Source organism: Paenibacillus sp. 23TSA30-6, from assembly GCF_014858585.1.
In the GTDB taxonomy this organism is placed as follows: Bacteria; Bacillota; Bacilli; order Paenibacillales; family Paenibacillaceae; genus Paenibacillus.
The window spans coordinates 23511-34772 of the sequence record NZ_SLTL01000035.1; the positions used below are offsets into that span (position 1 = coordinate 23511).

The 11262-nt window shown below is 50.6% G+C and carries 1 protein-coding gene; it reads right to left on the reverse strand.

What is annotated here, in order from left to right:
• Nucleotides 1-76: 76 nt before the first annotated feature.
• Nucleotides 77-11233, reverse strand: coding sequence for a non-ribosomal peptide synthetase (locus E0698_RS23045; protein ID WP_192513026.1), 11157 nt, complete (start codon nucleotides 11231-11233; stop codon nucleotides 77-79).
• Between the last annotated feature and the right edge of the window lie 29 nt (nucleotides 11234-11262).

Genomic DNA, 11262 nt, shown 5'->3' on the forward strand with positions numbered 1-11262 from the left:
ATAGGCTTTCGTACGTGTTCGACCAGGATTCATGGAGTTGCAGATTTTTGTTACAGATCTTGGTTACAGATCATAATTAACGAATTCCAGACAAATCATCGACTGTAGGTTGGGATTGGGGCGGGCTATGCAGTGCTATGTTTTGTATTGCGGCACGTATACTTTTTACATTTTCCTCGATAAACCCGGGTTCCAGCACCTCATAGTGACCGCCAATCAAGGTGTACTCTGCATAGCTGCCTTGTGTAGCGTTTTTCCATAAAAGTCGGTTGTCTCCTGTTCCCTTAACCGTTTCTGATCCAGCCGCGACAAAGCCGTGAATATTCGCCTGAACGGTCTCAGTATTCAGAAGCTGGTTGCCATACACAGCGTAAGCAATCATTTTACGTTGGTACGTGTCATTTAACAGCTCACGGTAGGATTCGGGAACCTGCTCCAGCATAGCATGAATCTCCTGCTCTGTTTCTTCCGCTGTGAAGGACAGGGCTTCTGTGCTTTTGACCGAGTCGATCATAAAAATGTCAGATACAGCATGGCCTTGACGCTCCAACGCATCGGCAACTTTATGCGCTAGATTACCGCCCATGGAATAACCAAGCAGCACATAAGGACCTTGCGCTTGCGTGCTGACGATCAAATCAACATACCGTGCCAACATTTCCTGCTCATCCGCAGCATCATCTATGAACTCCAATCCATAGACGACTGCGTCCTGATCCAGTTGTTTCGCAAGCTCCGCGAACGACAGCCCGTATCCGAGCATTGGCGGAAAGCAGAAGATGGAGACAGGACCATGTTCATTCAATTGAATGATTGGACTATCTGCCTTGGATTCCAAATCTGATTTCAATAATGCGAGTGCCTGTTCTTCTATGGTTGGGAACTCCAGAACACTACGAATAGGTAGCTCGATGTCTGAGGCAAGGTGAACTTTACGAATGAGCTCTAGCACCTTCAAGGAATGCCCTCCCAACGTGAAGAAGTCATCGTGGACACCCACTTGCGGGATTTCGAGCACTTCCTGCCAAATTGTTGCTAGCAACTGCTCCACATCTGTTCGCGGCGCCACATATTCTGTACCTGTGTGCAGCGTTGTTTCTGGCGCAGGTAACGCTTTGCGGTCGATCTTACCGTTAGTCGTCAGCGGAATACGATCCAGCTGAACAAATGCGGATGGAATCATATAGCCCGGCAGAGTGGCTGATAACACACCTCGAATCTCACGGACGGTCAGCTGCTCATCGGCTGTAAAATATCCGCATAATTGCTGTTGGCCTGCTCCATCCCGCAAGGCGATGACCACACTATCCCTCACAGATGGTACGTTTGCCAGTTGCGCTTCCACTTCGCCCAGTTCAATGCGATAGCCGCGAATTTTGACCTGATCGTCGATCCGTCCGACGAACTCGACGTTGCCGTCTGGAAGCCAGCGGGCCAAGTCGCCTGTAGCATACATTTTTTGCCCGGGTGCATACGGATGGTCTATAAATTTCTCGGCAGTCAGCTCTGGACGGTTCAGATAGCCTTCGGCCAAACCTGCACCTGAAATGAACAATTCTCCGATCACCCCGACAGGCTGGAGTTGTTTATCGCTATTCAGGATATATGCTCCCGTATGACGGATCGGCCTGCCCAGATGTACCGCTGTTCCCGGCTCGCAAACGGCAGCCAGCGCATCAATGGTCGTTTCTGTCGGTCCATAATGGTTATGCAAATTATACCCTTTTATAACGATTTTTTCCTTCAATGAATCTTCCAGCCGCTCACCTCCGCAAATTAACGTATTCAGGCAAGGGATTTTCGGCTCATCGGCTAAAAACTCTCTCATGAGCACGGGAGGGATGTCCAACAGTCCAATTTCTTGGCCCGTGATATATTCCAGCAACTGCTGCTTACTCAATAGCGTTTCACGCCGGATGCAATGCAGCTCACCCCCATGAAGCAAAGCTCCGAAGATTTGCTCCACGCTTGGGTCAAACGTATATTCTGCCGTTAAAATCAGTCGGTGTGTGACATACGCCGCATAACGCTCAGCAAACCAGCTCACCGTGTTGGCTACACTCCGATGAGCGACCATGACCCCTTTGGGCTGTCCTGTCGTTCCTGAGGTGTACAATACATACATGAGCTGCTCCGGCCCGGTAACGGCTACTAGGTTGGAGCCGTCTTGTGCGTAGGCCTGAGGATCATCCAGCGCTACGATAACTCCACCAAAGGAAATGCGATCTGCCAGTGCCTGTTGCAGTAATATGATGGGTGCGCCCGAATCCTCCAGCATATAACGAATACGATCGGCTGGATATTCCGGATCGATTGGCACATAAGCGCCGCCTGCCTTAAGAATCGCCAGCAGGCCGACAATCATTTCAATGGAACGCTCTGCTAGCAGCCCGACACGCTGATCAGGCTTCACCCCCTGACTACGCAGTGTTCTCGCCAGCTGATTGGCCCGTTCGTTTAACTCACGGTAGGTGAGTTTCGCATCCTCGAATACAACAGCGATGTGATCCGGTGTACGTGCAGCCTGTTGCTCAAACAACCGGTGCAAGGTATACCTCGTCGTATCATCCGATATCGTATTTGGTGAAGCACCTCTGTTAAACACGTTCAGGATTTCAGACTCTTCCTGCGGTGTTGTCAGTTTTATTTCGCTTACAGCGATGTTCGGGTTGACTGTAACTTGCTCCAGCAGATGAATAAAGTGCCCGGCGATTCGGCGAATATCAGCTACATCATAAACCTGTGTGTTATAGCCGAAGCTGAGACGCAGCGCCTCACCCGGCATCACTGCGAGATTAAAATCGTAGTTCGTCTGTTCAAAAACCGTCACGTTGTCAATCTCGAAAGGAGCCTCGTCATTTTGGCCCAATTGCTCGACCTGCTCATCCACCGGATAATTTTCAAACACCATAATATGCTGAATTAAATTCTGCTTCTGGTCAGTCAATGCCTGAATTTCAAACAGTGGATACGTATCGTATGCATGAGAGGCCAACGCCTGTTCCTGCATTTTCTTCATGACTTCTGCAAAAGATTCCCCTGCCTCGCTACGGATGCGAACTGGAATGGTATTAATGAACAAACCGATAATATTCTCCGCCCCGCTAATATCCGATGGACGGCCTGAGACAACACTGCCAAATACGGCATCATTGTGATCGTTATATTTTTGCAGCACAATCCCCCATGCAGTTTGTAATAACGTATTCATGGTCACCTGATACCGCTTAGCCGTCTCCTCCACCCGGGTGGTCAGCTCACGCTCCAAATCCGTCACCCAATCGCTGGCAGTGTAGCCTTCACTCTTGCGACCGGATTTTACAGCAGGTAGTGCTGTTTGCTGCTCATACCCGGACAAATAGCTGCTCCAGTAGTCTGCTGCCACCTCGCGATCCTGCGCTTCCAGCCATTCAATAAAGCTGCTGTATGGCACTGCCGGCGCCAGCACTGGCACTCTGCCTTCTTGAAGTGCAGCATAGCTCTCAAACACTTCTTTGTTCACAAGGGACAGGCACCAGCCGTCCATGACGATATGATGGAAGCTCCATACAAAATGGTAGCTGTCTTCTCCGGTGCGCAAAATCGCCACACGCAGCAGAACATCCTGACGCAGATCAAAGCCCCGTGCTTTATTTTCCAGCTTGAAGCTTTTCAGCCAGGTATCCCTTTGATCCACATCCAGCTTGCGTAAATCTTTATATTGAAAGCCGCAATCCCGGCTTCGATACACAACCTGCAACGGTTCTGTATCCCGGCCAAAGTAAAAGTGTGTACGCAGCGCCTCATGCCGCCGAACCAGTATATTCATGCTTTCTGCAAAAGCCTGGATGTCCAACTGACCTCGCAAATCGTAAGAGAACTGCTCAAAATATGCATCATTCGCGGCTGCTTGACTATCGAGCTGGCTATGAAATAGCATCCCCTTTTGCATCGGGGTCAGTGCATATACATTGTCTACTTCACCCGCAGCACCCATTTCGGATAACAGGCTGTCCAAGCCTTCCACACTCAGTCCTTTATAGGAAATGTCGCTTGGGGTCAGCTCCGAATGTTCTTTATTTACGCAATGCATCAGAATTTCACGCAGGCTTGATTCCAGTAATTTCGCCAATCGCTCTATCGTCTCCGGTCGATAGCTGGTACGGCTATAGCTGATCGTCAAACCCAGCTGGCCACCCGAAATCATGCCGCTAAAATCCAGCGTATACGTCCGTGCCATGGTTGGGCTAAGCGGCATGCCCCCACCGAAAGAGGATGACTGCAGGTCGTTCCCCTTCATATCCTGATCGAACTGTCCCAAATAGTTAAAGCTGATTTCAGGATCTGCTGTAAAAATGGCTGGAGATGCTGCCTGTCCCTGGCGATCGGCTAAGTATTTCAGTACGCCATAGCCGATCCCTTTTTGCGGGATGCTGCGCAGTCCTTCCTTCACATGCTTAATCCGTTGCGAAAGAGCAACTTCTTCCGGCATATCGAGCAAAATAGGATATTGGCTTGTAAACCATCCTACCGTCCGGGTAATGTCCACCTCAGGTAAAATGGCTTCGCGCCCATGCCCCTCCAGATGAATCAGGAAACGCTCATTTCCGCTCCACGCTTGCAATGCCATCCCTACAGCCGTCAGCAACAGGTCGTTAACCTCCGTGCGGAAGGCACGATTTGCCTGCTTGAGCAGCTGCTCTGTCTCCGCACTTGTCCATACAGCCGTAACCGACTCACTGTCGCCAATCAACGGCTTTTCGTGCTCGTTATGCCTGTAATCCTGCGGCAAAGGAGACAGTTCCGCTTGCCCAAGCTCCTCCCAATACGCCCGCTCACGTTCAATGACTGGACTGTCGGCATAAGCGTACAGTTGCTCGGCCCACGTTTGGAACGAATCCGTTTTATGAGGCAACTGAATCACCTGTTCACCCTTGGAGGCTTGCTCATAAGCAGTCGCCAAATCCTCGAATAAAATGCGCCAGGATACCCCGTCCACTGCCAAATGATGAATCACTACCAGCAGATGATCTCCATCTGGACAACGGAACAGCCCCAGCCTCATGAGAGGCCCTTCACTTAGAGAAATGCCGGATTGAATTTCATTGCATTTCGCTTCAATAACCTTCGCCAAATCTCCCTCGTTTACGTGGCTATCCCTATAATCAAAGCTCTCCAGATGATATGTTTCGCCTTCCTCTACACTGCGGTTCCATGCCGTACACCCGTTCTCCGACGAACGAAAAACGATACGCAATGCATCATGGTGAGCCGTAAGATGATTGAGCGCCTGCCGAAGTGCCTGTTCAGCATAGCCTTCCTGTCGATAGAGCATGACAGATTGGTTAAAGTAGTGCGGCTCTGCCGTTGGCTGTTCAAAAAACCAGCGCTGAATCGGTGTAAGCAAAACACGTCCTGTAACTTCGCCCTGCTCCGCTATCCGGTTAACAGGCTGAATATGTGTGCTTAACCCCGCGATCGTCGGGTATTTGAACAAGTCCTTCATTTCCAGCTTGTATCCAGCCTGGAACAATCGGGACGACACTTGAATGGCTTTGATGGAGTCACCACCCAGATGGAAAAAGTTATCCTGTATGCCAACTCGCTGGATACCAAGAATTGCCCCCCAAGCCGCAGCCAGCGCTTGCTGGACATCGGTTTTGGGTGCCACATAATCCATGCCTGTATCCACATTGTGCTCAGGTGCAAGCAATGCCTTGCGGTCTACTTTACCGTTCGGCGTCAAAGGCAACTCGGAAAGCTGCACAAAGTAGGAAGGCACCATATAGCCAGGCAGATCCTGTGACAAAACGTTACGTAAGTCGCTGGCGCTCAATTCGCTGTCTGTTACGAAATATGCACACAGCTGTTTTTGCCCGTTATCGTCCTGCCGTACTGTAACAATGGATTCCTTCACACCTGCAATGGTGGATAATCGGGTCTCAATTTCACCCAACTCGATACGGTAGCCACGAATTTTGACCTGCTCATCCATTCGTCCCTTGTACTCCAATACGCCATCTGCACGCCAACGCGCCAAATCCCCTGTACGATAGCAGTACTCTCCGGGCCGGAATGGACTTTCTATAAACTTTTCCGCCGTTAGCTCCGGCCGATTCAGATATCCCCGCGCCACGCCGTCACCACCGACGATCAGCTCCCCCCATGCCCCGACAGGCTGCAGCTTCAACGAACGATTTACCACATAAGTGGTCGAATGATGAATTGGACGTCCAATGGGAACCGCCTGGGTTTGCGGTTCTGTAATGTCATAGGTGGTGGAGAAGGTGGCGTTCTCCGTTGGACCGTAAGCATTGATCACACGAAGCTGCGGGTACTCCTTCAGCACACGGTTGATATGTGGTACGGATAACACATCACCGCCCACGATCAATTCCTTCAGGGACGCAAACAATCCAATATCTTGCTGTGAATGCTGATTGAATAAAGGCGTGGTCAGGAACAACGTATTAATGTTGTGCTTGTCAATTGCCTGTTTGAGCTTGGCAGTGTCCAAAATGGTGTCATAGCTCACCAGATACAGTTGACCCCCGTTCAGCAGCGTTCCCCAGATTTCAAACGTGGAGGCATCGAACACCACTGCACCCGTTTGCAGCAAACGCGTATTTTCGTCGAGTGTGGCATGGCTTTTATTTTTTACCAAACGCACGATATTACGGTGCTCGATCATAACGCCCTTCGGTTTTCCTGTTGTACCAGAGGTGTACATGACATGCGCAAGATCTGAGGAAGATCCCTCAATGGGAGTAACAGCAGCTTCATCCGTAGGATCGTAAAATACATTTTCGCTGCTCCATAGTTGTTCATCACTCAAATCTATGACCGGAATACCTGGTTCAAAAAGAACCTGCTCACGTCGCTGTGACAGTAACAGCCCCGCACCGGAATCCTCCAGTAAATAACGGATACGCTCCTCAGGATAATCGGGATCAATGGGAACGTAAGCCCCTCCAGCCTTCAAAATCGCCAGCATACCCACAATCAATTCAATAGAACGTTCAGCCATAATCCCCACCCGCTGTATCTCCGGTTCGGAGCCGCGCCGTATTCCATGGGAAACCAATGTGTGTGCCAGACGAGTGGAACGTTCATTCAGCTCGCGGTAGGTGAGCTGTGTGTCCGCAAAGGTAACTGCCAGCCGATCCGGTGATTGTGCTGCATGTTCCTCGAACAACACATGCAGCGCTTTATTCCGTGGATATGGATAATCTGCTACGGTATCGTTGAATTGCTGCACAATCTGTTCTTTTTCACGGGACGAAACCATTTCTATAGCCGAAAGAACGATATCCGGCTGGTCTATAACTGCATGGATAAGCTGCTGCAAATGTATCGCAAGTCGTTCGATAGTTTCCCGTTTGTACAACCGGGTTCCATATTGGAGACCGCAAGCAATTTGCTCCCCATCCTCCAGCGCGAACAGACTCAAATCAAATTTCGCCGCCGTTTGTTCACTCGGATAGGGTGTCAATTGCAATCCTTCCAGCTGCTGCTCCTTTTGCTCCAGATTTTGCAGAGCAAACATGGTATCAAATAGCGGATTACGGCTTAAATCTCGATCCACGCCCAGCTTGTCCACCAGCTCTTCAAACGGGTAATCCTGATGCTCAAAAGCTTTCAACGCGTTTTCCTTGACCTCCAGCACATAATCGCGGAAGGTTTTCCCGCCTTCCGGGTAATTGCGGATCGCCAGTGTATTCACGAACATCCCGATCAGACTGCCAAGATCAGCATGGGGCCGCCCCGCAATCGGCGAACCGACGATAATATCCTCTTGCCCGCTGTAGTGGCTAAGCAAAGCCGTATAAGCAGCCAATAGCACCATATATAATGTCGATTCCGTCTGTACCGCAATGCTTTTTAAACCTTCGCTCTGCCGTTGATTGAGCGTAAATTCCAGCACATCTCCTTCAAAGCTTCTCACCGCCGGACGTGGATAATCGGTCGGTATATCCAGCACGGGCAGCTCTCCCACGAAGGTATTCAGCCAGTAGCTTTCCTGCTGCCGGTAGCGTTCACTTTGCTGCTGATCCTGTTGCCAGGCGGCGTAGTCCTTATACTGAATGCGCAGCGGTGGCAGCGTGTCACCTGCATATAAACGGATGAAGTCCTGAATCAGCACATTTATAGAGGTACCGTCCGAAATGATGTGATGCATATCCAGCAGCAAAATATGATGCTCTGGATCTGTTTCAATCATACCGACTCGGAATAGCGGAGCCTGTCCAAGATCGAACGGCTGGACAAAGTCGCGTACCAGCTCGTCCGTCTCCTTAGGGTCAGCGCCGTGAGCATGAATCAACTCCATGCGAAAAGGAACCTCGTCATGTACTCGCTGGACAGGTTCACCGTTCATGGTCTCAAAGCTTGTACGCAGTGTTTCATGGCGGTCAATAAGCTGGCGGAACGCATTACCCAGTGTCTTATGATCAAGTGAACCTGTCAGTGTCAGAGCACCAGGGATGTTATAGCTAATTCCCGCTCCATCAAGCTGATTGAGGATATACATCCGTTTTTGTGCCGAGGATACCGCATAAAATGGCTTATTCTCCGAAACAGGTATGGATTCATAGGTGGTTTGCTCCAGCGCTTCAATAACATGTGCAAGCTGTTCAATCGTCGGGTGCTGAAACAGGTCCTTTAGCTGCACATTTTTATGCAGTTCCTTATGAATAAGCGATATGACATGTGTCGCCCGCAGGGAGTGCCCTCCTGCTTCAAAAAAGTTATCCTTAATCCCGATGCGCTCAAGCTCCAGCACATCTTTCCAGATACTCACCAGTTGTACTTGTAATTGATTTTGAGGAGGTACATATTCTGCGCCTGAGCTTACACTTCCCTCCGGCTGCGGCAACGCCCGGCGATCCACCTTGCCATTGGGCGTGAGTGGCAATTGCTCCAACTGTACAAAATACGACGGCACCATGTAGCCCGGCAGCTCCTGGCTCAAAGCGCTTCGCAGCTCACTTGCCACTACATCCCCATGGGTCACCACATAAGCACAGAGCTGCTTTTGCCCCTGCTCATCCTCTCGTGCTATCACGACGGCTTCTCGCACCGCCTCCAGCTTCAACATCTGTGCCTCCACCTCGCCCAGCTCGATCCGGTACCCCCGGATTTTCACCTGTGCGTCGATCCGTCCCTTGTATTCCAGCGTCCCGTTCGCACTCCACCGCACCAAGTCGCCTGTACGGTAGCAGCGTTCTCCACTGCGGAACGGACTATCTATGAACTTTTCGGCTGTCAGGTCCGGGCGGTTGCGGTATCCACGTGCCACCCCGTCGCCGCCGACGATCAGCTCTCCCCATGCCCCGATAGGCTGGAGCTGCATCGAACGGTCCACGACATACGCCGTCGAGTTATGGATCGGGCTGCCAATCGGCACTGATTCTGATTGCACGCCGGTAATCGCATGTGTTGTGGAAAAGGTCGTGTTTTCTGTCGGCCCATAGCCGTTGATGATCCGCAGGGAAGGATGGGCCTCCAGCACCCGATTAATAGGCGGGACGGACAGCACATCACCGCCGACCAGCAGCTCCCGTATCCCCTCAAACAGTTCCAGGTCCTGCTGCGACAGCTGGTTAAAGAGCGGCGCTGTCAGCCACATCGTGGTAATGCCATGGCTGCGAACAGCTTCCTTGAGCTTCGGCGCGTCCAATATGACATCCTGACTCACCAGTACCAGCTGTCCACCATTCAATAGCGCACCCCAAATTTCGAAGGTGGACGCGTCGAAGACAACAGCCCCGGTCTGCAAAATGCGCGTATCAGTATCCAATTGCGCATAGTTTGTATTTTTCACCAGACGCACGACATTGCGGTGCTCCACCATAACGCCTTTCGGCTGGCCTGTTGTCCCTGAGGTGTACATGATGTATGCCAAGCGATCAGCAGCGGTTGCCTTCGCTTGTTCTGATTGCGTGGTTGTAGTAGAAGCAAGCTCAGAATTAGCGAAAATGGAATAGAGCGGGTTTAAGCAATCCACGTATCCTATGTCAGCTGTGTCAGTATACGTCCCGTTATCGTTCAGCAAAACAGGATCGATACGATGAGCATCATCCGTTCCATAGATTGCGGAATCGCTCAGGTCGAGCACAGTTCCTGTAAAATCAGCGGGCCGATGTTCCATTCGCTGTACCAGCAGTATTTTGGCATCGGAATCCTCCAGCAAATAGCGCACGCGTTCGTCCGGGTAATCGGAGTCAATCGGCACATACGCTCCGCCTGCTTTGAGGATCGCGAGCATACCGACGATCATCTCAATCGAGCGTTCAGCCACAATGCCGACAGTCTGCTCGGTGCAGATCCCCTGCTTACGTAGTGTATGAGCCAGACGATTGGCCTTTTCGTTCAACTCTCCATAGGTCAGGCTGTCTCTTCCGAACACTACCGCCACCTGCTGCGGTGTCTGCTTTGCCTGTTTCTCGAACAACTCATGAATGGACGCATGACGTGGATAATCCGCAGCTGTATCGTTGAAAGTATGAACCAGTTGCTCCACTTCTTGCTCTGACAGCACTTGTGCTGCGGAAATCGCCAGCTCTGGCTGATGCAAAACAATGGTGTACAACCGCAACAGCTGCTCAACAAAGCGTTCAATCGTCGTCTCGTTATAACGGTCGCTATTATACTTCACGTTCAGAGAAACAGCTGCATTTTCCCATTGAAATTGAAAATCCAGCTCAGACTGTACATGATTCAAATAATCAGCAATATGGATATTTTGCAGGGACGCCGTGGTGTGAATAAGAGGCTTTTCGTCCTCGTTACGTGGAATTTCAAGCCCCTCGGTATAGTTCCAAAAAGGAATATTTTGGTGCTCAATAGCTTCGCTGACGGAGGTTTTGATTTGAGACAGCACGGCTTTGAAGGTCGTTGTGGAATCCAGCGTGTTTTTCAGTAAAAGTAGATGGTTCATCGGCTTTGTAGCACCGTTGCCAGACTTGGCTACCGGAATGCCCAGCAGCACACGTTCCTCACCTGTGTATTTATGTAATAGGCTTTCTACTCCAGCAAGCAGAATCATAAACACAGCCCATGGAGCGCCACCTGTTATAGACGATATTCGCCCGGAAATTTCAGATGGAAATGTGAGCGTGTACGTATGGGAATTTGAGCTCGTTGCAGTTGTATCCTTGGACACGTCGTTGGTGTATGGCAGGCAGATGATATGATCCTCAGATTCCAGCTTATGACTCCAGTAATTTTTTTCCTTCTCAAATAAGGCTTTCAATGACATCCCTCCTGCTTTATGGGGCCTGT